A 21,090-nucleotide genomic window follows, 5' to 3' on the forward strand; every position below is an offset into this window, starting at 1 on the left:
GCTCGCTGTACTAACGTACAGCGAGCATCATCCCTTTGGGGGCGCGGCCAAATCTGCTTCCGCTCGCGACGGTTTATCGAGGTCCCTTCAAGCTTAAGAGTTGGCCTGCTGCAATAAGTTCAAAGTATTTTATTTGTCGTTGCCGCCGGCGAAATGTGCCTGCGGGAGCCGGCCAGCGCGACCCGCAGCGCCCGGTAGTCGGACGGGGCCAGGCTGTCGCGCAACACCGGCACCACCCTTGTTTTTCCCTGCGCATCGCCCAGATGCAACAGCAGAAAATGCGACCAGACCAGCGTGTCGGGCAGCACGGTAACGACGTTTGCTTCCGGCGCCACCGCATCGACCTCCATCTCCTGTTTTACCGTCAGCCGCACCGTGCCGGTTCCAGATACATCAATCTGGTGCGTCTTTGTCGCGCTGACGCATCCGTGCAGGGAAAGCAGGCCTGCCAGGAGGAAAAATGCGGAGCAAAAAGGGGCGCCGATGAAGCGTCCGGGCAACACCAGGACAATGGCGGCGGCGGCGCCGATACAGGCGAGCGCAAACAGCGCGAGCACGGCGCGCAAACTGCGTGACGGCGCGATATGCGCGGACACGGCGATCGACATAAGGAGGAAAGGAGAAGCGGAACGCCTGCCGCGCGCGGGATGCGGCAGGATCAGGCGCCCGATCCGTTAGACCGGACCGGGCGGAACAGGTTCAAACCTTAGCGAAGACGAGGGTACCGTTGGTACCGCCGAAGCCGAAGGAGTTCTTCACGGCGTAGTCGATCTGCATGTCGCGGGCGGTATTCGCCACGAAATCGAGATCGCAGGCCGGATCCTGGTTGAAGAGGTTGATGGTCGGCGGCGAGACCTGGTTGTGGATGGCCAGCACCGTGAACACCGACTCGAGGCCGCCGGCGCCGCCCAACAGGTGGCCGGTCATCGACTTGGTCGAGTTGACCACGAGCTTGTGCGCATGGTCGCCGAAGGTGCGCTTGATGCCCTGCACTTCCGCGAGGTCGCCCAGCGGCGTCGAGGTGCCGTGCGCATTCACGTAATGCACCTGGTCGGCATTGATGCCGGCGTTCGCCATGGCCGAGACCATGCAGCGGCTGGCGCCACTGCCGTCTTCCATCGGCGCGGTGATGTGGTTCGCATCCGCGCTCATGCCGAAGCCCAGCAGCTCGGCGTAGATCTTCGCGCCGCGCGCCTTGGCATGCTCGTACTCCTCGAGCACCATGACACCGGCGCCCTCGCCCAGCACGAAGCCGTCGCGGTCGCGGTCCCAGGGACGCGAAGCCGTGGCCGGATCGTCGTTGCGCGACGACAGCGCACGTGCCGAGGCGAAACCGCCCAGGCCCAGCGGCGAGATGGTCGACTCGGCACCGCCGGCGATCATCACGTCGGCATCGCCGTACTCGATCAGGCGGCCAGCCGCGCCGATGCAGTGCAGGCCGGTGGTGCAGGCCGTGACGATGGCGAGGTTCGGTCCGCGCAGGCCGTACTTGATCGAAAGATCGCCCGAGATCATGTTGATGATCGACGCCGGCACGAAGAACGGCGAAATGCGGCGCGGGCCGCGCTGGTCGTACTCGTCCTTCTGCTCTTCGATCCGCGGCAAGCCGCCGATACCCGAGCCGACAATCACGCCGATGCGATCGGCGTTTTCTTCAGTAACTTCGAGGCCCGAATCCTGCAGCGCCTCAATGCCCGCTGCCATGCCGTAATGGATGAAGGTATCCATGTTGCGGGCTTCTTTCGCGGGGAGGTAATCCTCGATATTGAAGCCTTTGACTTCGCCCGCGAAGCGGGTCGAAAACGGCGATGCATCGAACTTCGTGATGTTGGCAATGCCTGACTTGCCAGCCAGTGCCGCGCTCCACGCCTCGGCAATCGTGTTGCCGATAGGTGAAATGCAGCCCAGGCCGGTAATGACAACGCGGCGGTTGCGTGAACGGCTCAAGCGAATCTCCCGAAAACTAAAACAGCTTAGGCCTTGACGTGCGCGGTCGCGTAGTCGATCGCTTGCTTGACGGTGGTGATCTTCTCGGCCTGCTCGTCAGGGATTTCCATTTCGAATTCGTCTTCCAGGGCCATCACCAGTTCAACGGTGTCCAGGGAATCTGCGCCGAGGTCGTCAACGAACGAGGACTCGATTTTGATGTCGGCTTCTGCAACACCCAGTTGCTCAGCGACGATTTTTTTAACGCGTTGTTCGATATCCGACATGTTATGGCTCCATTAGGTATGTGTTGCGGAAAGTGCGCGCATTTTATCAGGTTTGCGCGCCGAAAAACTATTTTCGGCGTCTGACGCTAATTCAGCCGAAACTCCTGCTAAAAGATGAGATCCTGCCGCGATTCAAAATCGGGATCGTCCTATCGTACGCCCCGTGGCGGCGTTTCGCCCATCGGTCCGGCATCAATTCATGTACATGCCACCGTTAACGTGCAGCTCGGTACCGGTGATGTAGGCAGCGGTCGGACCGGCCAGGAAGGCCACCGCGTGGGCGATGTCCTCGGGCTGGCCGAGGCGGCCCAGCGGAATCTGGGTCAACAGCGCCTCGTGCTGGCCTTCGCCGAGAGCCTTGGTCATGTCGGTGTCGATGAAGCCCGGCGCCACGCAGTTGACGGTGATGTTGCGGCTGCCGATTTCGCGCGCCAGTGCGCGCGTCATGCCGGCCACGCCGGCCTTGGCGGCGGCGTAGTTCATCTGGCCCGGGTTGCCCGAGGCGCCCACCACCGAAGTGATGTTGATGATGCGGCCGTGCTTGGCCTTCATCATCCCGCGCAGGACCAGGCGCGACATGCGGCCGACGGCCGTCAGGTTGGTCGCGATCACGCTGTCCCACTCCTCGTCCTTCATGCGCATGGCCAGGTTGTCCTGGGTGATGCCGGCATTGTTGACCAGGATAGACAGGGTGCCGACGGTCTTTTGCACGTCGTCCAGGACCGCGGCGCAACCTGCCGCATCGGTCACGTTCAGGACGAGGCCCTTGCCGCCGAATTCGGCCAGGTAGGCGCTGATCGCTTCGGCGCCGGCTTCGCTGGTGGCGGTGCCGACGACTTTCGCGCCCTGGCGCGCCAGTTCCAGTGCGATGGCCTTGCCGATGCCGCGCGAGGCGCCGGTAACGAGGGCGACTTGATTCTGCAGATTCATGTGATTCCTGTTCTTGTCTAAAACGGCGGGCTCCCTGCCCGCGTTATACAGCTTGTTCGACGCCCGCTCAGGCGCCCTTGACGGCCGCCAGCACGCGCTCGAGCGCAGCCTGGTCGACCAGGGCCTCGCCCGCCAGCACCGGGTCGATGCGCTTGGCCATGCCGATCAGGGTCTTGCTTGGAGCGCATTCGATGACCTGGGTCACGCCCTGGGCGGCCATCATCTGCATCGTTTCGACCCAGCGCACCGGGCCGGCCGCCTGGCGCACCAGGGCGTCCTTGATCGCTTCCGGATCGTTCACGATGGCGACGTCGACATTGTTGATCAAATCGATCTGCGGCGCATGGAAGCTGAGCTTGGCCATGTAGTCGCGCAGGCGGTCCGAGGCAGGCTTGAGCAGCGACGAGTGGAACGGCGCCGAGACGGCCAGCTTCATGGCGCGCTTGGCGCCCTTGGCCTTGGCGATCTCGCAGGCGCGGTCGATGGCGGCGGCGTGGCCGGCGATGACGATCTGGGTCGGCTCGTTGAAGTTGACGGCCTCCACGACTTCGCCCTGGGCGGATTCCAGGCAGACGGCACGCACCTCGTCGGCAGCCAGGCCCAGCACGACGGCCATGCCGCCCTGCCCGACTGGCACCGCTTCCTGCATCGATTGCGCGCGGAAACGCACCAGCGGCACGGCATCCTTGAAATCGATGACGCCCGCGGCGACCAGCGCCGAGTATTCGCCCAGGCTGTGGCCGGCAACGATGCTCGGCGCCGGGCCGCCGGCGGCGATCCAGGCGCGGTACACGGCCACCGCCGCGGTCAGCATGACCGGCTGGGTGTTGGTGGTGAGGTCCAGCTCTTCCTTCGGGCCTTCGGCGATCAGGCGCTTGAGGTCCATGCCGAGCGCGTCGGAGGCTTCCAGCACCGTCTGTTCGACGACCGGGTTGCCGGCGAAGCCATTGAGCATGCCGACCGCTTGCGCGCCCTGGCCCGTAAACAGAAATGCGAATTTGCTCATCTTGTTGTTCTTCCTTTCAGTGCCACAGCTTATTGCAGCAGCTCAGTTTGCAGCAGATTACGTGCGGCAGCTTACATGCGGGCCAGGATGGCGCCCCAGGTGAAGCCGCCGCCCACGCCTTCCATCAGCACATTGTCGCCCGGTTTGACTCGACCGTCGCGCACGGCAAGGTCGAGCGCCAGCGGGATCGATGCCGCCGAGGTGTTGCCGTGCTCGTCGACGGTCACGACCATGCGCTCGAGCGGCAGGCCGAGCTTCTTGGCCGTGCTCTTCATGATCCGGATATTGGCCTGGTGGGGGATCAGCCAGTCCACGCTCGAGGCCGGCATTTGCGCCGCGTCCAGCACTTCGGCTGCGACCTGCTCGAGCACGGTAACGGCCAGCTTGAACACGGCCTGTCCATCCATGTGCAGGAAGCCGCCGCCGGCGGCGCTGCCGGCCGGGTTGGCCGGAATCGACAGGATGTCGGCATGGGTGCCGTCCGCATGCAGCTTGGTGGCCAGGACGCCCGGCTCGCTCGACGCGGCCAGTACCACGGCGCCGGCGCCGTCGCCGAACAGCACGCAGGTGGTGCGGTCTTCGAAGTCCAGGATGCGCGAGAACACTTCGGCCCCGATCACCAGCACGGTCTTGTGCATGCCCGATTTGATGAAGGCGTCGGCGGTGGCGACCGCGTACACGAAGCCGCTGCAGACGGCCTGCACGTCGAACGCGGCACTATTGTTGAGCATGCCCAGTTTTTGCTGGACGATGCAGGCGGTGCTGGGGAAGCTGCCCTGGAAATCGGGGGTCGAGCTGGCGACGATCACCATGTCGATCTCGGCCGCCGTCTTGCCGGCCATCTCGAGCGCCTTGCGCGCCGCCTGGACCGCGAGATCCGAGGATTTTTCGTCGGCCGCAGCGTAGTAGCGCGCGGAAATGCCGCTACGCGAGCTGATCCACTCGTCCGAGGTTTCGATGCCCTTGGTTGCCAGCTCGGCAGCGAGCTCGTCGTTAGTGACCCTGCGTGCCGGCAGGTAGCTGCCGGTGCCGATGATTTTGCTGTAGACAGTCATTGCATCTCCACCCATCTTGCGTCGTGTTTCCGTCGAATATCAGCCCTGGCGCTCTGCGCCCGGGGTGTCTGGCATCAAGTCGGCGATCATCGTCGACAGTTGCTCTTGTACATTATATTTCGCCGCGTCAAAAGCGCGTCGAATTGCCCATTCAAAGGCATACGCATTCGCGCCGCCATGGCTCTTGAACACCAGTCCCTTCAGGCCGAGCAGGCTGGCGCCGTTGTAGCGTTCGGGATTGAGCTTCTTGAGCGCGCCCTTGGCCAGCACCGCGCCCAGCATCGACAGCACGTTCTGCTTGAAAACGGACTTGACGAAGCGCGACAGGCCTTCAACGGCCTTGAGCGTCACATTGCCGACAAAACCGTCGCAGACGACGACATTGGTCGTGCCCTTGAAGATGTCGTTGCCTTCGACATTGCCATAGAAATTCAGGGCGCCGCGTTCGTGGTCGGCGCGCAGCAGGAGCGCGGTGTTCTTCACCACGTCGTTGCCCTTGATCTCTTCGGTGCCGACATTGAGCAGGCCGATCGTGGGCTTGGGCACGCCTTCCATTGCCGAGAACAGGACCGAGCCCATGATCGCGAACTGGTGCAGGTGGTGCGGCTCGCAGTCGACGTTCGCGCCGAGGTCGAGCATGTAGGTCGGGCCGTTCTTCTGGTTCGGCAGGATCGAGCAGATCGCCGGGCGGTCGACGCCCGCCATCGTCTTGAGGACGTAGCGCGACACGGCCATCAGCGCGCCGGTGTTGCCGGCCGAGACGCAGGCATTGGCGCTGCCGTCCTTGACCAGCTCGACGGCCACGCGCATCGAGGAATCTTTCTTGCGCCGCAATGCGACCTCGACCGGATCGTCCATGGCCACGACTTCCGAGGCGTGGCGGACCGACAGGCGCGGATTCGCATCGGCGTGGTGTTTTTTCAGTTCCGCGCGCAGCACGTCCTCGAGACCGACCAGGATCAGTTCGGCTTCAGGCTGCTGTTTCAGGAACGATAACGCTGCAGGAATCGTGACGGAAGGACCGTGGTCTCCGCCCATGCAGTCGATGGATATTTTAATTGTCATCTGTGGGGTATTACCGCGACTCACACGAAGCGGGCGATTGGATGCCCGCGCTGGCTGGCGCGATGCCGGCGCCCGGTGAAAACCGAAGCGACCGTAACGGCGCGCACAATGTGCCGCCGGGGATAAAGAAAAAGCGGCGCCACGCACTCAACATACGTTGCACCGCTTTCATGGTACGAAAAACAAGACGGCGATTACTCGTCGTTCTTGGTCTTCAGGACCTTGCGACCACGGTAGAAGCCGTTCGGGCTGATGTGGTGACGCAGGTGGGTCTCACCGGTGGTTGGCTCGACTGCCAGGTTTGGGGCAACCAGGAAATCGTGCGAACGGTGCATACCGCGCTTCGACGGGGACTTCTTATTCTGCTGAACTGCCATGATGACTCCTAATACTAAAGTTCGAAAATTCTAACACAACCGATTTGCAAAAAACATGCGCATCGAGTATCCCACCGGCAATCTCACGATTGCCGACATGTTTTAAAACGCTGCCCTGACATACTCGACTGTGCACGCGTTTGACACGTTCTGACGTACTACAACTACTTACTGCTTGGTACTTATTCGGATTTCAGGTTCTTCAAGCCGGCGAAGGGCGAGACCTTTTCAGACTTCAGGGTGTCCAGCAACGTGGTGTCGGGACATACCTCGTGTTTCGGCGCCTGCGGCAAGGCCAGCAGGGCTTCGTCCTCGAGCAGCTCGCGGATATCGGCAGCGTGGCTGCCGACAATGACGTCGATGCTGTCGTCGTCGAGGACTTCCTCGAACTGATCGGCTTCCTCGTCGTCGCGCCCCAGCACCAGCTGGGTCGACGAATCGATACGGTAGTCGAACGGGGCCAGGCAGCGCTGGCATACCAGCTGGACCGGGCCGGCCACCGACAGGGTCATCGTCGGATAGCCTTGCGGGGTGCTGCCACCCTGGATCGACCAGGAAATCTCACCGCTGTCGTTGGCGCAATCGGCGGCCAGGCGGGTCATTTCCGTGACCGGGGTCACCCCTTCGCGATAGCCGCTAGTGCGGCAGAATTCAAAGGCGTCGATGACAAAAGCGCTCATTGCAGAAAACGTCCCCGGAAAACCTGCGATAATAACAGGCTTATCCCCGCGCAGTCAAAGACTTGGCGCGTTTTTTTGAGTGCAGCCAGCCCAGCCGTTGTGCGGCGACGAAACCTGGCGCGAGCCATCGGCTTTGCTTGCCGGGGTGCCTTATCTATCTGTTTTACTTATACTTTCAAGACGTCGGCCCGACATGATACCAAGTTCTTCCCCGCCGCGCCCAGTTCCACAGCTTCCGCCACTCATCCTCGCTTCCAGCTCCAGCTACCGCCGCGAACTGCTGGGGCGCCTGCACCTGCCCTTCGAGGCGATCGCCCCGCAGATCGACGAAACCCCGCTCCCCGGCGAGGCGCCCGAGGCCACCGCCTTGCGCCTGGCGCGCGCCAAGGCCGGCGCGATTGCCGCCCAGCACCCGGGCGCGCTCGTGATCGGCTCCGACCAGGTCGCCACGCTCGACGGCGCCCAGATCGGCAAGCCCGGCGACCACGCGCGCGCCCTGGCGCAGCTGCAAACGATGCGCGGGCGCGAAGTCGTGTTCCATACCGCGCTCTGCCTGTGGGACGGCCGCGTTGCCGACCCCGATGCCGCCGTCCAGGTCGAGAACGTCCAGGTCTTCGTGCGTTTCCGCGACCTGCCCGACGCCGAACTCGACGCCTACCTGCGCATCGAGCAACCCTATGATTGCGCCGGCAGCGCCAAGAACGAAGGGCTCGGCATCGCCTTGCTCGAACGCATCGAGTCGACCGACCCGACCGCCCTCACCGGCCTGCCCCTGATCGCCCTGACCGGCATGCTGCGCCGCGCCGGCGTGGCCTTCTTCCGCACCCAGAACAACTAACTCGTCCTCATGCCCGGCACCCTCTACCTGATTCCGAACACCCTCGGTCCCACCGACGCCGCACCCGATGCCCTGTCCCATGTCCTGCCCGGCCAGGTCCAGGCGATCACCGCGCAACTCGGCTATTTCGTCGCCGAGAACGCCAAGACCGCGCGCGCCTTCCTGAAGCTGGTCGCGATCGACCATCCGCTCGCCAGGCCGCTGCAGGAAATCCGGATCGCGGAACTGAACGTGAACACGCCGGCTTCGATGCTGGAGCAATTGCTCGAACCCTTGCTCAATGGCGAAGACGCCGGCCTGGTCTCGGAAGCGGGCGTGCCGGCCGTGGCCGACCCCGGCGCCGACCTGGTGCGCCTGGCCCACGCGCACGGCATCACGGTGCGGCCGCTGGTCGGTCCGTCGTCGCTGCTGCTGGCCGTGATGGCAAGCGGCCTGAACGGCCAAAGCTTCGCCTTCAACGGCTACCTGCCGACCGATGCTGCCGCACGCAGCAAGCGCATCCGCGAACTGGAAGCGCGGTCGCGCAACGAAAAACAGACGCAGTTGCTGATCGAGACCCCCTATCGCAATGGACAGATGCTCGAGGCCCTGGTGGCGAGCTGCCAGCCGGGCACGCTCGTGTGCGTGGCCACGGATTTATCGCTGGACAGCGAATCGGTGCGCACGCTGACGGCGGCGAAGTGGAAGGCGCAACTGGCGGCCGGCAAGGCGCCGGATTTTCACAAGAAGCCGACCGTGTTCCTGTTCCTGGCGTAGGGTGGGCTCCGCCCACGCGTAAAACGTGATCAGTGTTGGCGGCGATAGCTGCGCTCAGTTCCGCGTGGGCACGAAGCGCCCACCCTACCCTTCGCTGACCAGCTCGCGCACCCAGTCGAAGGCCGCCAGCTCGATCTCGCGCACCTGCTTCGAGCTCAGCTTGAGCTTGCGCAGCGCGGCCGTGAACTGGCGGCCGGTGTCGGCCTTTTCCAGCCGCTCGACCAGGTCGAGCATGGTGCCGAGTATGCCGGCGCGCTCCAGCAATGCCATCCGCACGTCGTCGGCCAATTCGACATTGTCGAGGATGTCGGCCATCGACATCGAAAACAGCACGTCGGCCAGCGACATGATGCCGACCGTGAAGGCGCGCTCGGCGCCGACCACGTCGCCCGGACGCACCTGGAGCGACATCAATTCGAGCAGCTTGCCGCGGGTGGTGGCTAGCTGCAGCAGCGGCGAGGCCAGCTCGACCGGGTTGCCCGGGATGGTGTAGAGCAGGATCTGCAGCCAGCGCCGCAGTTGCTTGCGGCCGAGCTTGTTCAAGGCCTCGGCCACCGATTCGATGCGCTTGTCGGGTCCGGGGGCACGGCTGTTCACGAGCCGCAGCAGGTTCAGGCTGATCAAGGCATCGCGCTTGACCGCCGTTTCGATGGCGGCGTTGTCGGCCTCGCTGTTGATCAGTTCGAGCAGGCGCAGGATCACCATTTCCGAGGGCGTGATCTTGCGGCCGCTGAGGATCACCGGCCGCGCAAAATAATAACCCTGGAAATAATCGAAATCGAGCTCCATGCAGAGCCGGAACTCGCTTTGCGTTTCGACCTTTTCCGCGAGCAGCTTCTTGCCGGCCGCGTGCAGGGACAGCACCAGCGGACCGAGCGCTTCCCTTGCCACGCCTTGCAGGTCGATCTTGACCACGTCCACCAGGGCGAGCAACTGGTCGACTTCCTCGGTATGGCAGACCACGTCGTCGAGCGCGAACTTGAAGCCCAGCTTTTTCAGCTCGATCACGCGGGCCAATAACGCTTCAGTCGGCTTGACGGTTTCGAGAATTTCGAGGATAACCTTATTTGGAGGCAGGAAACGGACAAAATCGCTCATCAGGACGACTTCATCCACGTTGACGAATGCCAGTTTCTCCCCGACCACTTGCGCCAGGCCCAACTGCGACGCATGTGAGATGACGGCCGCGGTCGCGGCGGCGCCATCGGTCAGGCGGGCGTCTTCGTGCTCGCCCGCGGCGCGAAACAGCAACTCGAAGGCGACCAGGTGCTGGTCGCGGCCGAGGATGGGCTGGCGCGCGAGGAAAAATTCGTCGGACGGTATCGTGGTCGATACCGGCCTTACTTCGGCATGCATGATGGCTCCTGAAAACAATTGCTACGCGGCAGGCGCGGCAATAGGGGCGCGTGCTCGCACACCCTCTTCCGACTATACACCAACTCGCGAATCTTTACATTTTTACATCGAAATGGACGCAGGAAGGGTGCGTGCTGTTGCGCGCACGCGCCGCATTTCATGACGATCGGGTAGCTGCACCCGGCTGTGCGGGCGGCAATCTGCTGCGTCGCTGCGCCCAGGCAAAACGGGCCGCCGCCTGCACGCGCTCAGCGGCGGTGCAGGCGGTCAGCCCCGCTCAGCGCGGCTTGCGGGAGCGCGCCGGGCCGCCGGCGGTGCGGGCAGTGCCGCTGCCGTCGGGCCGCGCCGGGCCCGGACGGCCACTGGCGCCGGCTTGCGGACGCTTGCTGCGCGGGCCTTCGTCGGCATATCGGGCACGCGGCGCCGCCGGACCACGGTTCGGATCGAAGCGCTCGTCCGGACGGTTGGCGGCACCTGCCCCTTCGCCTGCAGGACGCGAAAAACGCTTGGCGCGCGCGGCGGCGCCGACCTTGGCGGCGGCCCTGCCGTCGCTGCCGGCGACCTTGTCGGCCGACGCGCCCGGACGGCGCGCAGCGCCCTCGCCGCCCTCGGCGACGCGGGGAACTGCCGCCTGGCCCGGCAGGCGCAGGCTGCCGGTGCCCGACAGGGGGCTGGCGCGGCGCGCGTTGCCGACCGGCTGGCGTGCCGTGCCGCCGGCGCCGACCCGGGCCGCGGCGGCGCCGGTCACCTGGGTGCCGCGCTCGATCACGAAGGTCGCGCCCGCATCCTTGCCCAGCACCTTGACCAGGTAAGGCATGACTTCGCGCAGCAGCGGCTCGAGCGTGTACGGCGGATTGAGGATGAACATGCCGCTGCTGTGCAGGCCGAAGCCGTCCGGGCCGGGCGTGGAGACGGTCAGCGTGACGTTCAGCCATTCCTTGGCCGGCAGGCGCTTGAGGCGGTCGGCGAACTGGCGCGACTCCATACGCTGCAGCAAGGGGTACCAGACCGCGTACATGCCCGCCGGGAAGCGTCCGAGCGCCTCCTCGATCGCATCCTTCACCTTGCGGTAATCGTCCTTCATTTCATACGGCGGGTCGATCAGCACCAGCGCGCGGCGCGACGGCGGCGGCAGCAAGGCCTTCAGGCTGAGGAAGCCGTCGCCGCGCTCGATCATCACGCGGCGCCCGCGCGCGCGTTCGCCCTGCTCGGCCTTGTGCGCCTCGGCCTTGCGGAAGTTTTCCGCCAAAATCTTGCTGTCGGCCGGGTGCAGTTCGAACAGGCGCAGGCGGTCGTCAAGCCGCGTCATCTGGTCGGCGACATACGGCGAGCCCGGGTAGTAGCGCATCTTCCCGCTCGGGTTCATGGCTTTTACCAGGTTGACGTACTCGGCCAGGGCAGGCGGCAGGTCGCTGCGGTTCCACAGCGGGCCGATGCCGGTGTCGAACTCGGCATTCTTGGAGGCAAACGAACTGTCGAGCGCATACACGCCGGCGCCCGAGTGGGTGTCGATGTAGGTGTAGGCCGTGTCCTTCTGGTTCATATACAGGTGCAGTTGCACCTGGACGAAATGCTTGAGGACGTCGGCGTGATTACCCGCGTGAAAGGCGTGGCGGTAGCTCAACATAGGGGAATTTCCAAATAAAAAGAGTCGATGCAGATGCCGCCGAGCGGGCGGCGCAATGTCCGACATTATCCACTACAACCGCGAACCGCCGAAATTAATCGCACGTAAACGAAAAAAGCCGCAGGACCCTTGGCCGCTGCGGCTTTCCGGTCGACGCCACCCTTATCGGGGCGGCGGCCGGGTTCAGGCGACCTTCTTCTCGTCGAAGAACTGTTCGTCCTCGGTCGAGCCGTGCAGTGCCGTCGTCGAGCTCTGGTTTTGCTGGATCGTCTGGGTCACCGCATCGAAGTAGCCGGTGCCGACTTCGCGCTGGTGCTTGACGGCGGTGAAGCCCTTCTCGGCGGCGGCGAATTCCGCTTCCTGCAGCTCGACGAAGGCCGACATCTGGCGGCGCGCATAGCCGTGGGCCAGGTTGAACATGCCGTAGTTGAGCGCGTGGAAGCCGGCCAGGGTGATGAACTGGAATTTATAGCCCATCGCGCCCAGTTCCTTCTGGAACTTGGCAATCGTCGCGTCGTCCAGGTTTTTCTTCCAGTTGAACGATGGCGAGCAGTTATAGGCCAGCATCTTGCCCGGGAACTTGGCGTGGACGGCTTCGGCGAACTGCTTGGCGAAGTTCAGGTCCGGCTTGCCGGTTTCGCACCAGACCAGGTCGGCATACGGTGCGTAGGCCAGCGCGCGCGACACCGCCTGGTCGATGCCCGGACGCACCTTGTAGAAACCTTCGACGGTGCGCTCGCCGGTGCAGAACGGCTGGTCGATCGGGTCGACGTCGGAGGTCAGCAGGTCGGCCGCCTCGGCATCGGTGCGCGCGATGACCAGGGTCGAGGTGCCCATCACGTCGGCCGCCAGGCGCGCGGCGGTCAGTTTCTCGACCGCTTCGCGCGACGGCACCAGCACCTTGCCGCCCATGTGGCCGCATTTCTTCACCGAGGCCAGCTGGTCTTCGAAGTGCACGCCGGCCGCGCCCGCCTCGATCATCGACTTCATCAGCTCGAAGGCGTTGAGCACGCCGCCGAAGCCGGCTTCGGCATCGGCCACGATCGGCGCGAAGTAATCGATGTCGTCCTTGCCCTCGGACCATTGGATCTGGTCGGCGCGCTGGAAGGTATTGTTAATGCGGCGCACCACCACCGGCACCGAGTTGACCGGGTACAGCGACTGGTCCGGATACATCTCGCCGGCCAGGTTGGCGTCGCCCGCGACCTGCCAGCCCGACAGGTAGATCGCCTTCAGGCCGGCCTTTACCTGCTGCATCGCCTGGTTGCCGGTCAGGGCGCCGAGGGCGTTGACGAAGGGTTCGTTGTTGACGAGGTCCCACAGCTTCTCGGCACCGCGCTTGGCCAGCGTGTGCTCGATCTGGAGCGAGCCGCGCAGGCGGACCACGTCTTCCGCCGTGTAATTGCGCACGACACCTTTCCAGCGTGGATTGGTGTCCCAGTCGGTTTGCAAGGCTGCGATCTGCTGTTCACGAGTTGCCATTTGATTCTCCTGACGAATAAGTAGCTGGGTAAGAAAAAACTGAGAAAAACCGGGTTGCTAAGTGAAATCCGTTAGACAAATCATAGATCAGATGGTGCGCAGCACAATCACTCTTATATAAGACATCTGATTATTTTTTTCGGGTTTAAAAACAGATACTTACGCTTTAGATATCATGATGTGAAACGAAATTTCTCAGAATGAGAGGCGAACCGCTGTGCTTTCTGTTGCGGCTTCCCACTCCGTGGAAGGCAGATTTCACTATGTGAAAATTACGTGCGGCGCGGGTCCTGGCCATTTCGTGTCGGGCGCCTTGCGGACGAATTCACAAAACGTTGCAAAACTGCTCAATTAATTTCTCAAATGCATAATTTATTTACTAAGTGCATTAAAACAGGCAGCATGCTGGCTTGGTGTCATGACAAACAACAAAGCGCCCAGGATTGTTGGCGCACAAGAGGGAACGTATGCTGAAAACGACTTTTCGAAAATTAGCGCTGGTACTGGCGGCGAGCGCGGCGATGAGCTCCGCCCATGCGGGCGTGCTGACCTGGCAGGATGTCGTATTCACGACGAGCTGGACCGACAACGTGCTGAGGCTGGAGATCGACGCCGCCGCACGCAGCGGCGACTGGAGCCAGGCCACCATGCTCGGCGCCCTCAGCCTGAAGGGCATCGGCGCTTTCGACAGCGTGTCGGTGACGGCCGCGCCGACAGGCGCCGACCAATGGAAGATGAGCGCGCGTGAGCTCAACGCCAGGGGATGCGCCGGCGGCGGCGGAAAGCGGACCGACACCGCCTTGTGCCTGGCGGGCGCGCCGATCGCCCTGGGCGACGACATGGTGTTCACCTTCGCCTTCACGGGCACGCCGCAGCTCGACGAGCCGCACCTGAAGGTGCAGTTCCTCGACGGGTCGAAACGCAAGACGGGCGACCTGCTGTCGCAGACGATCACGGCGTCGAAGGTCGTCATTCCGCCGCCGCCGCCGGTGGTCGTGCCGCCGGTGACGCCGCCGGTCGTCGTGCCGCCGGTGGTCGAGTTGCCGGACGCGAATGAAGTGCCGGAACCGCAGAGCGTTGCCCTGCTGCTGGCCGGCCTGGTCCTGATGGGAACCGTGTTGCGCAAGCGCCGCTGAACCAAGCTGCAGGCATGAAAAAGCGCACGGCCGCAAGGCGCGTGCGCTTTTTTTCGCGCTTTTTTTTCGTTTTCGCTTAAGCGGAACCGCTCAAGCCTTGTGCGGCAGCGGCGCCCGTCCGTTTGCCCCGGCCCCCACCGCCGTCGCGATCGCCAGGGTCTGGAACAGCGCCACGCCGATGAACAGCGCGGCCGGGCGGCCGTCGTCCATCAATGTGCCGAACAGCAACGGCCCCATCGCCATGCCGCTGTCGAGGCCCGAATACACGATGCCGAACACCCGCCCGCTGGCGTTGGGCGGGGCGGCGGCGCGGATCAGCAGGTCGCGCGACGGCCCGGCGATGCCCATCGCCAGCCCCATGGCGCCCATCACCAGCAAGACCATCGGCCCCGGCACGATCGAGGCCGACACCAGCAGCGCCAGCCCGGCTGCGAACAGGAAGGCAATCGCGATGGTGCGCCCATGGTTGTGGGCGCGGGTGGCGAGGAAGCCGCCGGCCACCATGCCTACGGCCGTGGACAGCATGAAGGTCGTGTAGGCGGTGGCGGCGGTACCCAGCGAGATGCCGTACAGCGCGGTCAGGCTGGTGGACGAGAAGGCCTGGATGCCGCCCAGGGCCACCGAGGTCAGGAAGAAGAAGCCGAAGCAGAGCCAGATCTGGGGCAGGCGCAGGAAGGCAAACGAGCCGCCCGGCGCGCTCGTGCCCTGGGCCTGGGGCACGGCCAGGATGGCCAGGGCCTTGCGGTTCAGCACCAGGACAGTGAGCATGCAGAAGGGAATCGCCGCCGCCGACAGCAAGGCGATACGCCAGCTCGAGAGCGTGGCGACGGCCGCCAGGAACAGCGGCGCCGCGGCCCAGCCGATATTGCCCGAAATACCATGCACCGAAAACGCATGCGGCAGGCGCGCTTTCGACACGTTGTGGTTGAGCAGGGTAAACCCGGCCGGGTGGAACACGGCGTTACCGCAGCCGGCGAGGAAGGAACCGGCCATCAGCACCGCATAGCTGGGCGCACTCGCGAGCACCAGCGCCGCGATGCCGAGCAGCGCGTGCCCGCAAAACAGCACGCGGCGCGCGCCGACCCGATCGACAATAAAACCGGCCAAGGCCTGGCCTACCCCCGAGACCACGAAAAACACGGTCATCAGGAGACCCAGTTCGGCATACGAGAGCGCGAACGCAGTCTTAAGCCAGGGGAACAGGCCCGCCAGGATCAGGTGGAAAAAATGGGACACCCCATGCGAAACGCCGACCAGGCCGATCACACGCGCATCCTGGCGCAGGCTTGTTGTACTCATTGTGTTGCAGGCAGTTGAAAGCTCGAGACCCGCAAGTGTAGTCAAAACCGGGCGACCTTGCTGGCCGAGGGCTCGCGAGGTACGCAAGCGCCGTACCCGCAGGCATACCTGCCCACCCTACCGCTGCTGCCGCAAGGGACGCCCGTTGCCGGGCGTTTCAAGGGCAGGCAAGCGGTGGGCGGAGCCCACCCTACACGGACAGCGGCATGTGCGTGATGAGCTTGTCGAGCGTGATCGGATAGTTGCGCACGCGCACGCCCGTGGCGTTGTAGACCGCGTTGGCAACCGCGGCGGCCACCCCGCAGATCCCCAGCTCGGCGATGCCCTTGGCCTTCATCGGCGAGGACATCGGGTCGGTTTCGTCGAGGAACACGACCTCCTGGTGCGGGATGTCGGCATGCACCGGCACCTCGTAGCCGGCGAGGTCGTGGTTGACGAAAAAGCCGAGGCGGGTGTCGACCGCCAGCTCCTCCATCAACGCCGCGCCGACGCCCATCGTCATCGCGCCGATCACCTGGCTGCGCGCCGTCTTCGGGTTGAGGATGCGCCCGGCCGCGCACACGGCCAGCATGCGCCGCACCCGTACCTCGCAGGTGACCGCGTCCACGCCCACTTCCACGAAGTGCGCCCCGAAGGTCGACTGCTGGAAGCGCTTGTTGATGTCGCCGTATTCGATCAGGTCCTCGGCCACCAGCTCGCGCTCGCCGACCGCTTCGCCCAGCGGCAGGCTTTTGTCGCCGGCGCGCACCAGGCCGTCGGCGAAGATGGCGCGCTGCGGATCGAAGCCGGCCTGCCTGGCCACCGCCTCGCGCAGCTTGACGCAGGCGGCGTACACGCCGGCCGTCGAGTTGTTGCCGCCCCACTGCCCTCCGGAGCCGCAGGAAGCCGGGAAGCTCGAGTCGCCCAGGCGCACCTTCACCCGCTCGAGCGGGATGCCCATCATTTCGCTCGCCGTCTGCGCGATGATGGTGTAGCTGCCGGTGCCGATATCGGTCATGTCGGTTTCCACGGTGAGCACGCCGCGCCGGTCGAGGCGCACGCGCGCCGCCGACTTGGTCAGCAGGTTGTCGCGGAAGGCCGAGGCCATGCCCATGCCGACCAGCCAGCGGCCGTCGCGCACCTGTGCGGGTTTGGCGGAGCGCTTGTCCCAGCCGAAGCGCCGGGCGCCCGTTTGCAGGCATTCGACGAACTGCCGTTTCGAAAACGGCGGATGCGGATTGTGCCGGGTCTTCTCCTCGGGCTTCTTCGACTGCGGGTCGGTCGACCCCTGCTTTTGCGGATTGTCCGGCACCACTTGCGTGTCGTTCAGGATGCGGAACTGCACCGGGTCGAGGCCGAGCTTTTCCGCCATCTCGTCCATCGCGATCTCGAGCGCCGCCATGCCGGGCGCCTCGCCGGGCGCGCGCATCGCGTTCGCTTCGGGCAGGTCCATCGCCGCCACGCGGTTCGCCGTCATGCGGTGCTCGCCCGCGTACAGCGAGCGGGTCTGGGTGGCCGCGTTTTCCGGGCTGCCTTCGGGCAGGTTGCCGGAAGCCGTTTCGTGGGCGATCGCCGTGATCCTGCCGTCGCGGTTGGCGCCGATGCGGATGCGCTGGATGGTGGCCGAGCGGTGCGTGGTGTTGTTCGGGATCAGCGCCCGCTGCAGGCTCACCTTGACGGGGCGGCGCGCCGCCCGCGCCCCGAGCGCGGCCAGCAAGGCGTCGGCCCGCGTAAACAGCTTCGAGCCGAAGCCGCCGCCGATGTAGGGGGACATGACGCGCACCTTCGTCTTCGGGATGCCCAGCGTCTTGGCCAGGTCGCCGGCATTCCAGGCGATCATCTGGTTCGAGGTCCAGACGCTCAACTGGTCGCCGTCCCAGGCCGCGATGCTGGCGTGCGGCTCCATCATCGAATGCGATTCGTGGGCAGTGGTGTATTCGGCATCCATCCGCACCGGGGCCGAGGCGAAGGCGCCGGTGAAGTTGCCGACCTTCGATTCCGCCGTGCTGTCCTTCTTCGGCGCGGCCGCCTTGGCGCGCACCGCGTGCAGGTCGTACACGCCCTGCTCCCGTTCGTATTTGATGCGCACCAGGTGGGCGGCGTCGCGCGCCTGCTCGAAGGTGTCGGCGACGACCAGCGCCACCGCCTGGTGGTAGTGCTCGATGCGCGGGCCGCCCAGCAGCAGCGCGGTATTGAAATTACCCTTGTTGAGCTTGCCGGCATTGGCGGCGGTGACGATGGCGATCACGCCCGGCGCCGCCTTGGCCGCCGCCAGGTCCATCGAGACGATGCGCCCCTTCGGGATCGCCGAGCCGATCACATAGCCGTGCGCCTGGTTCGGCACCACGTCGTGGCGGTCCATCGCATACGGCGCGGTGCCGGTCGTTTTCAGGGGCCCGTCGATGCGGTCGACCGGCTGGCCGACGACCTTGAGCTGGTCGATCGGGTTCGTGGTGGCAGGTTCGTTGAATTTCATGGCTTACCCTTGTTTGGCATCGGCGAGGATGGCGGCGACGCTGCGTTCGACCAGCGGGACCTTGAAGGCGTTGTCCTCGGTGGTGCGGGCGCCGGCCAGCAAGGCGGCGGAAAAGGCCTGCGCGCCGCGCGGCAGCGCGGCCTCCGCGCTCTCGACGCGCCAGGGTTTATGCGCCACGCCGCCCAGCGCCACCCGGCCGCTGCCGTCGCGCTGGACGATGGCGGCCACCGACACCAGCGCAAAGGCATAGGACGCGCGGTCGCGCACCTTGCGGTAGACCTGCAACCCGCCGGCGGGCGGCGGCAGCGTCACGGCCGTGATCAGTTCGCCCGGCGCCAGGTTGTGCTCGATGTGCGGGGTCTTGCCGGGCAGGCGGTGGAAGTCGGCGATCGGGATCACGCGCGTGGCGCCTTTCGGGTCGATGGTTTCGACCTGGGCGTCGAGCACCCGCATGGCCACCGCCATGTCGCTCGGGTGGGTCGCGATGCAGGCCTCGCTCTGGCCGAGGATGGCGTGCAGGCGCGAAAAGCCGCCAATGGCCCCGCAGCCGCTGCCGGGCTGGCGCTTGTTGCAGGGCTGGTTGGTGTCGTAAAAATACGGGCAGCGGGTGCGCTGCAGCAGGTTGCCGGCGGTCGTCGCCTGGTTGCGCAGCTGGCCCGAGGCGCCTGCCACCAGGGCGCGGGTCAGCACGCCGTAGTCGCGCCGCACGCGCAGGTCGCTGGCCAGGTCGGCATTCCTCACCAGGGCGCCGATGCGCAGGCCGCCGTCCTGGGTGGCTTCGATGCGGTCGAGTGCGAGGTCGTTGACGTCGATCAGGTGCGAGGGCGTTTCGATCTGCAGCTTCATCAGGTCGAGCAGGTTGGTGCCGCCAGCAACGAAGCGCGCATTCGGGATGCGCGCGGCCGTGGCGGCGGCTTCGGCCGGTGTCTTGGCGCGCTCGTAGGTGAATGCTTTCATGACCTGGCTCCCGCCACTTCCGCAATCGCTTCCTGGATGTTCGAATACGCTCCGCAGCGGCACAGGTTGCCGCTCATGCGCTCGCGAAATTCGAGCGGGCCAGCCTGGACCGGCGCGTTGAGGTCGCCCGTCACATGGCTCGGCGCGCCGGCGCGCAATTCGTCGAGCATGCCCACGGCCGAGCAGATCTGGCCCGGCGTGCAGAAGCCGCACTGGAAGCCGTCGTGCTTGATGAAGGCGGCCTGCAGCGGATGCAGGTTGTTGGGCGTGCCCAGCCCTTCGATGGTGGTGATCTCGTGACCTTCCTGCATCACGGCCAGGTTCAGGCAGGAAGTGACGCGCCGGCCGTCGACGAGCACGGTACAGGCGCCGCACTGGCCCTGGTCGCAGCCCTTCTTGCTGCCGGTCAGGTGCAGGCGCTCGCGCAGCGCGTCGAGCAGGGTCGTGCGCGGGTCGACCAGCAACTGGTGTTCGACGCCGTTCACGCGCAGGCGGATACTCATCAGGGCAGGCGCGGCCGGGACGGCCGCCGGCGCGGCTGCGGCCTCGGCGTGGGGTGCGAGCTGGGCGGCGGCGGCAACGCCGCCCACGGCCACGGCGGACGCTTTCAGCATCTGGCGCCGGTTCGAATCGAAGTCGGGCATCGTTCTTCCTTCTCGGAGATAGGATCGTGACGAATCGTAACGGCTTACCGCAAAGGCGAGCGCGCAACAGACCGGGCCGCAGCCATTCTTGCAAGCGCCCGGCAAGATCTGCAACGCAGCCATGCGGATCTTGCTGGACGCTTACGCGTGCGGCACGCGGTTGACGAGTTCCTCTCCCCGTTCGAAGGCGCTGATGCTGTCGATGGTGGTCTGCATGATCTGGCCGATGGCTTCGACCGTGAAAAATCCCTGGTGGCCGGTGACGATCACGTTCGGGAAGGAGACCAGCCGCTGGATCACGTCGTCGCAAATGATGGTCGAGGACAGGTCCTGGAAAAACAGCTTGGCTTCCTGTTCGTAGACGTCGATCGCCAGGCCGCCCAGTTGCCCCGTTTTCAGCGCTTCGATCGCCGCTTCCGTATCCACCAGGCCGCCGCGGCTGGTATTGACCAGGATGCAGCCGTGCTTGGCGCCGGCCAGGGTCCGCGTATTGACGATGTAGCGGGTCTGTTCGCTCAAGGGGCAGTGCAGGGAAACGGCGTCGCTGCACGCCATCAGCTCGGCGACCGGCAGGTAGCGTCCGCCCAGTGCTTCGAAAGCGGGAGTCGGGTAAGGATCATGGCCGAGGATGGTGCAGCCGAAGCCGCTCATGATCCTCGCGAAGATGAGCCCGATCTTGCCGGTGCCGATCACGCCGACGGTCTTGCCGTGCAGGTCGACGCCCATCAGGCCGTCCAGGGTGAAGTTGCCGTCGCGCGTGCGGGCGCTGGCCCGCGCGATTTTCCGGTTCACGGCCAGCAGCAGGCCGACGGCGAACTCGGCGACGGAATACGGCGAATAGTCGGTCACGCGCACGACCGCGATCCCGCGCCGCTCGGCTGCAGCCGTGTCGATCTGGTTGTAGCCGGTGGAGCGGGTGGCGATCAGCCGCGTGCCCTGCCTGGCCAGGATGGACACGACCTCGGCATCGACATTGTCGTTGACGAAGACGCACACGGCCTCGCAGCCGGCGGCCAGCGCGGCCGTTGCCGCGTCCAGCCGGTCTTCGATGAAGCGCAGCTCGTGGCCTGCCCCGGCATTGGCGCTGGCGAGCAGGGTCCTGTCGTAGCGGCGCGCGCTGAACACGGCTGTCTTCATCTTCACCCCGGCATGGTCGAGTCCAGCTTCAACGATAAGCCAGGCCAAAAAAAAGGGGCGCATCGCTGCGCCCCTTC

20 protein-coding genes are annotated in these 21,090 nt (G+C 65.1%); 3 read left to right on the top strand and 17 right to left on the bottom strand.

The window, feature by feature from the left end:
* Positions 1–119: 119 nt before the first annotated feature.
* The 9 genes from ACFPAH_RS18445 to ACFPAH_RS18485 all read right to left on the bottom strand — a co-directional run bounded on the left by ACFPAH_RS18445 (position 120) and on the right by ACFPAH_RS18485 (position 7,326).
* Positions 120–596, bottom strand: coding sequence for a protein YgfX (locus tag ACFPAH_RS18445; protein ID WP_379748220.1), 477 nt, complete (start codon positions 594–596; stop codon positions 120–122).
* A 103-nt stretch (positions 597–699) separates the two neighbouring features.
* Positions 700–1,947 (bottom strand): beta-ketoacyl-ACP synthase II, encoded by a 1,248-nt coding sequence (gene fabF / locus ACFPAH_RS18450; RefSeq protein WP_379748222.1) that lies wholly within the window; start codon positions 1,945–1,947, stop codon positions 700–702.
* A gap of 26 nt (positions 1,948–1,973) precedes the next feature.
* Entirely contained in the window at positions 1,974–2,213 is a 240-nt protein-coding gene (acpP, locus tag ACFPAH_RS18455) for an acyl carrier protein (protein WP_020653257.1), read from the bottom strand.
* A gap of 192 nt (positions 2,214–2,405) precedes the next feature.
* Positions 2,406–3,143: a 3-oxoacyl-ACP reductase FabG gene (gene fabG / locus ACFPAH_RS18460; RefSeq protein ID WP_379748225.1), complete on the bottom strand. Its 738-nt coding sequence runs from the start codon at positions 3,141–3,143 to the stop codon at positions 2,406–2,408.
* Between the two features lie 67 nt (positions 3,144–3,210).
* A complete protein-coding gene (gene fabD / locus ACFPAH_RS18465; protein ID WP_379748227.1) occupies positions 3,211–4,149 on the bottom strand; it encodes an ACP S-malonyltransferase in 939 nt (312 codons plus the stop codon).
* Positions 4,150–4,220: 71 nt separating this feature from the next.
* On the bottom strand, positions 4,221–5,204 hold the full coding sequence (locus ACFPAH_RS18470; RefSeq protein ID WP_379748229.1) for a beta-ketoacyl-ACP synthase III: 984 nt from the start codon (positions 5,202–5,204) through the stop codon (positions 4,221–4,223).
* Positions 5,205–5,243: 39 nt separating this feature from the next.
* Positions 5,244–6,269 (bottom strand): phosphate acyltransferase PlsX, encoded by a 1,026-nt coding sequence (gene plsX, locus ACFPAH_RS18475; RefSeq protein ID WP_379748231.1) that lies wholly within the window; start codon positions 6,267–6,269, stop codon positions 5,244–5,246.
* Between the two features lie 194 nt (positions 6,270–6,463).
* The gene (gene rpmF, locus ACFPAH_RS18480; protein ID WP_028104096.1) at positions 6,464–6,646 is read right to left on the bottom strand and encodes a 50S ribosomal protein L32; all 183 of its coding nucleotides are present in this window, start codon (positions 6,644–6,646) and stop codon (positions 6,464–6,466) included.
* Between the two features lie 182 nt (positions 6,647–6,828).
* Positions 6,829–7,326, bottom strand: coding sequence for a YceD family protein (locus tag ACFPAH_RS18485; protein WP_379748233.1), 498 nt, complete (start codon positions 7,324–7,326; stop codon positions 6,829–6,831).
* Between the two features lie 193 nt (positions 7,327–7,519).
* Here ACFPAH_RS18485 and ACFPAH_RS18490 point away from each other — a divergent pair, with 193 nt between their 5' ends.
* Together ACFPAH_RS18490 and ACFPAH_RS18495 are read left to right on the top strand one after the other, a co-directional pair.
* Positions 7,520–8,164 (top strand): Maf-like protein, encoded by a 645-nt coding sequence (locus tag ACFPAH_RS18490; protein WP_379748235.1) that lies wholly within the window; start codon positions 7,520–7,522, stop codon positions 8,162–8,164.
* Between the two features lie 9 nt (positions 8,165–8,173).
* Positions 8,174–8,920: an SAM-dependent methyltransferase gene (locus tag ACFPAH_RS18495; protein ID WP_379748237.1), complete on the top strand. Its 747-nt coding sequence runs from the start codon at positions 8,174–8,176 to the stop codon at positions 8,918–8,920.
* Between the two features lie 84 nt (positions 8,921–9,004).
* On the opposite strand, the gene ACFPAH_RS18500 is transcribed toward ACFPAH_RS18495, so the two are convergent.
* The 3 genes from ACFPAH_RS18500 to aceA all read right to left on the bottom strand — a co-directional run bounded on the left by ACFPAH_RS18500 (position 9,005) and on the right by aceA (position 13,385).
* Positions 9,005–10,276, bottom strand: coding sequence for an EAL and HDOD domain-containing protein (locus ACFPAH_RS18500; RefSeq protein ID WP_379748239.1), 1,272 nt, complete (start codon positions 10,274–10,276; stop codon positions 9,005–9,007).
* A gap of 277 nt (positions 10,277–10,553) precedes the next feature.
* Positions 10,554–11,903, bottom strand: coding sequence for a 23S rRNA (adenine(2030)-N(6))-methyltransferase RlmJ (gene rlmJ, locus ACFPAH_RS18505; protein WP_379748241.1), 1,350 nt, complete (start codon positions 11,901–11,903; stop codon positions 10,554–10,556).
* A 183-nt stretch (positions 11,904–12,086) separates the two neighbouring features.
* On the bottom strand, positions 12,087–13,385 hold the full coding sequence (gene aceA, locus ACFPAH_RS18510; RefSeq protein WP_379748243.1) for an isocitrate lyase: 1,299 nt from the start codon (positions 13,383–13,385) through the stop codon (positions 12,087–12,089).
* 521 nt (positions 13,386–13,906) lie between these two features.
* On the opposite strand from aceA, the gene ACFPAH_RS18515 reads away from it, so the two are divergent.
* Complete coding sequence (locus ACFPAH_RS18515; protein ID WP_379748245.1) at positions 13,907–14,521, top strand: PEP-CTERM sorting domain-containing protein; 615 nt, start codon at positions 13,907–13,909, stop codon at positions 14,519–14,521.
* Between the two features lie 90 nt (positions 14,522–14,611).
* Here the strand turns inward: ACFPAH_RS18515 and ACFPAH_RS18520 are convergent, their stop codons facing one another.
* The 5 genes from ACFPAH_RS18520 to ACFPAH_RS18540 all read right to left on the bottom strand — a co-directional run bounded on the left by ACFPAH_RS18520 (position 14,612) and on the right by ACFPAH_RS18540 (position 21,013).
* Entirely contained in the window at positions 14,612–15,820 is a 1,209-nt protein-coding gene (locus ACFPAH_RS18520) for an MFS transporter (protein ID WP_379748247.1), read from the bottom strand.
* 190 nt (positions 15,821–16,010) lie between these two features.
* The gene (locus ACFPAH_RS18525) at positions 16,011–18,275 is read right to left on the bottom strand and encodes a molybdopterin cofactor-binding domain-containing protein (RefSeq protein WP_379748249.1); all 2,265 of its coding nucleotides are present in this window, start codon (positions 18,273–18,275) and stop codon (positions 16,011–16,013) included.
* A 3-nt stretch (positions 18,276–18,278) separates the two neighbouring features.
* Complete coding sequence (locus tag ACFPAH_RS18530; protein ID WP_379748251.1) at positions 18,279–19,232, bottom strand: FAD binding domain-containing protein; 954 nt, start codon at positions 19,230–19,232, stop codon at positions 18,279–18,281.
* Positions 19,229–19,876: an aldehyde dehydrogenase iron-sulfur subunit PaoA gene (paoA, locus tag ACFPAH_RS18535; RefSeq protein WP_379748253.1), complete on the bottom strand. Its 648-nt coding sequence runs from the start codon at positions 19,874–19,876 to the stop codon at positions 19,229–19,231. The genes ACFPAH_RS18530 and paoA overlap by 4 nt, the downstream gene beginning before the upstream one ends.
* Positions 19,877–20,017: 141 nt before the next feature.
* The gene (locus tag ACFPAH_RS18540; RefSeq protein WP_379748255.1) at positions 20,018–21,013 is read right to left on the bottom strand and encodes a 2-hydroxyacid dehydrogenase; all 996 of its coding nucleotides are present in this window, start codon (positions 21,011–21,013) and stop codon (positions 20,018–20,020) included.
* Between the last annotated feature and the right edge of the window lie 77 nt (positions 21,014–21,090).

Origin of the sequence: Massilia sp. GCM10023247, assembly GCF_042653325.1 — a bacterium.
Classification (GTDB): domain Bacteria; phylum Pseudomonadota; class Gammaproteobacteria; order Burkholderiales; family Burkholderiaceae_D; genus Telluria.

Coding starts and splice junctions, on each gene's coding strand:
- acpP (WP_020653257.1), bottom strand. CDS start 2,213: ATGTCGGATATCGAACAACGCGTTAAAAAAATCGTCGCTGAGCAACTG.
- fabG (WP_379748225.1), bottom strand. CDS start 3,143: ATGAATCTGCAGAATCAAGTCGCCCTCGTTACCGGCGCCTCGCGCGGC.
- fabD (WP_379748227.1), bottom strand. CDS start 4,149: ATGAGCAAATTCGCATTTCTGTTTACGGGCCAGGGCGCGCAAGCGGTC.
- ACFPAH_RS18470 (WP_379748229.1), bottom strand. CDS start 5,204: ATGACTGTCTACAGCAAAATCATCGGCACCGGCAGCTACCTGCCGGCA.
- plsX (WP_379748231.1), bottom strand. CDS start 6,269: ATGACAATTAAAATATCCATCGACTGCATGGGCGGAGACCACGGTCCT.
- rpmF (WP_028104096.1), bottom strand. CDS start 6,646: ATGGCAGTTCAGCAGAATAAGAAGTCCCCGTCGAAGCGCGGTATGCAC.
- ACFPAH_RS18485 (WP_379748233.1), bottom strand. CDS start 7,326: ATGAGCGCTTTTGTCATCGACGCCTTTGAATTCTGCCGCACTAGCGGC.
- ACFPAH_RS18490 (WP_379748235.1), top strand. CDS start 7,520: ATGATACCAAGTTCTTCCCCGCCGCGCCCAGTTCCACAGCTTCCGCCA.
- ACFPAH_RS18495 (WP_379748237.1), top strand. CDS start 8,174: ATGCCCGGCACCCTCTACCTGATTCCGAACACCCTCGGTCCCACCGAC.
- ACFPAH_RS18500 (WP_379748239.1), bottom strand. CDS start 10,276: ATGCATGCCGAAGTAAGGCCGGTATCGACCACGATACCGTCCGACGAA.
- rlmJ (WP_379748241.1), bottom strand. CDS start 11,903: ATGTTGAGCTACCGCCACGCCTTTCACGCGGGTAATCACGCCGACGTC.
- aceA (WP_379748243.1), bottom strand. CDS start 13,385: ATGGCAACTCGTGAACAGCAGATCGCAGCCTTGCAAACCGACTGGGAC.
- ACFPAH_RS18515 (WP_379748245.1), top strand. CDS start 13,907: ATGAGCTCCGCCCATGCGGGCGTGCTGACCTGGCAGGATGTCGTATTC.
- ACFPAH_RS18520 (WP_379748247.1), bottom strand. CDS start 15,820: ATGAGTACAACAAGCCTGCGCCAGGATGCGCGTGTGATCGGCCTGGTC.
- ACFPAH_RS18525 (WP_379748249.1), bottom strand. CDS start 18,275: ATGAAATTCAACGAACCTGCCACCACGAACCCGATCGACCAGCTCAAG.
- ACFPAH_RS18530 (WP_379748251.1), bottom strand. CDS start 19,232: ATGAAAGCATTCACCTACGAGCGCGCCAAGACACCGGCCGAAGCCGCC.
- paoA (WP_379748253.1), bottom strand. CDS start 19,876: ATGCCCGACTTCGATTCGAACCGGCGCCAGATGCTGAAAGCGTCCGCC.
- ACFPAH_RS18540 (WP_379748255.1), bottom strand. CDS start 21,013: ATGAAGACAGCCGTGTTCAGCGCGCGCCGCTACGACAGGACCCTGCTC.